Source organism: Kitasatospora sp. NPDC059803, from assembly GCF_042732255.1.
Lineage (GTDB): Bacteria > Actinomycetota > Actinomycetes > Streptomycetales > Streptomycetaceae > Kitasatospora.
The window spans coordinates 26,385-28,107 of record NZ_JBHWIJ010000083.1 but is presented as its reverse complement, the minus strand read 5'-3'; the positions used below and the strand labels follow the sequence as shown (position 1 = coordinate 28,107).

General features: G+C 77.4%; 2 protein-coding genes. Both read left to right on the top strand.

Features of this window, described 5'->3' with window-relative positions; translation table 11 throughout:
• The first annotated feature begins 127 nt into the window (after nt 1-127).
• The gene (locus ACFV6I_RS16120) at nt 128-1,408 is read left to right on the top strand and encodes a phosphotransferase family protein (RefSeq protein WP_380425777.1); all 1,281 of its coding nucleotides are present in this window, start codon (nt 128-130) and stop codon (nt 1,406-1,408) included.
• A 9-nt stretch (nt 1,409-1,417) separates the two neighbouring features.
• Nucleotides 1,418-1,723: LysR family transcriptional regulator (locus ACFV6I_RS16115; RefSeq protein WP_380425775.1), on the top strand; the 306-nt coding region annotated here is incomplete at its 3' end.

The following is a 1,723-nucleotide window of genomic DNA, read 5'->3' as shown; positions in this document are numbered from 1 at the left end:
CCCCCCCCCCCCCCCCCCGCCGGCGCCCCCCCCCCCCCCCCCCCACGGCCCGGTCCCGGCCCGGTCCCGGCCCGAGGCGTCCGGAAATTCGCTCGCATACGGGGCCCGGGTGGGCGAAGCTGCCCGGATGCAGCGAGCGAACGAACGCACCGTCACGGTCCATCTCACCCACGGGGGCGAGTACTTCGGCCCCGTGGGCCCGTTCGAGGCGGCGGGCGGGTGGTGGTCGTCGGTGGACGGGGTGGGAGCGCGGGCGGCCGAACTCGCCGGGGTGCCGGTGCTGGTGCTGCGGCTGGTGGAGGGGCGGAGCGAGCAGGGCGGGTGCGGCGGGCACGGCGGGCAGGTGTCTTACCACGCCGAGGCGCTGGAGCGGCCGACGGCCGTCGAGGCCCGGCCGCTGGACACCGGGACGGCCGCGCTGCTCGGCCCCGCCGAGCGCCGCGCGGCCTGGGCCACGCCGGCCGGGCTGGGGGAGGCGCTGGCCTGGGCGGAGGCGGAGCTGGCCGGGGCCGGCCGGCCGGTCGCCGGCCCGGCGCGGCAGATCCGGACGTGGAACCTGTCGGGCCTCGTCCGCCTCCCGACGGCCACCGGCCGCGACGCCTGGCTGAAGACCACGACGCCCGCCTTCAACGCCCGGGAGGGCGAGGTGATCGCGCTGCTCGGCAGCGTCGACCCGGGGCTCGTGCCGCCGGTGCTGGCCGCCGACCCGGCGGGCGGGCGGCTGCTGCTGGACCACGTGCCCGGCGAGGACTGCTGGGTGCCGTCCCTCGACACCGTCGAGGAGGTGGTGCCCCGGCTGGTCGCCGCCCAGGCGGCACTGGCCGCCGACGGGCGCGCGGCGACGGCCGGGCTGCGCGACCGGACGCCCCGCACCCTGCTCGCCCAGGCGCAGGCGCTGCTCGACCGGCTCCCCGGCGAGACCGACCTGACGCCCGGGGAACTGGCCGGCGTCCGCCGACTGGTCGCCGAACTCCCCGCTCTGCTGGAGGAGTTGGCGGCCTGCGGCCTCCCCGAGACCCTGGTGCACGGCGACTTCCACCCCGGCAACTGGCGCTCCGACGGCGAGCGTCCAGTGGTCGTCGACTACGCCGACTCCTACCTCGGCCACCCCGCCCTGGACGGGCTGCGCCCGCGCGCCTACCTCTCGCCGGAGCGCTGGCAGCACCTCGTCGAGGTCTGGCTGAAGGCCTGGAGCGAGCACGCGCCCGGATCCCGGCCGTGGCGCGCGCTGGAGCTGGTCGAACCGCTGTACCACCTGTCCTACGCGCTGCGCTACCAGGAGTTCCTGGACCACATCGAGGAGAGCGAACGCCCGTACCACGCGGGCGACCCGGCCGCCGAGCTGCGCGCGGCGCTGGCCTGTGGCGTTCCCGACCTCACGGGTCAGAACACCGAGGACGCGCCCTAGACTGCCGGGGTGGATCGGACGACGCCAGGCCCCGTGCTCCCGGAGCTGCCGCTCCAGGAACTGGAGTGCTTCTCCGTCCTGGTGCGCCAGTTGCACTTCGGGCGGACGGCGCAGCTCCTGGGCGTCTCGCAGGGCCGGGTCTCCCAGCTGATCAAGCGGCTGGAGGGCCGGGTCGGCGCCCCGGTGTTCGAACGGACCAGCCGGCGGGTCGAGTTGACCGAGCTGGGGCGCGAGCTGGCCGAGCAGGTGGTGCCCGCCGTCGACCGGCTCCGGGAGGGCTTCGAGGCGGCCCGCGCCCGGGCCGCCTCGACGGAC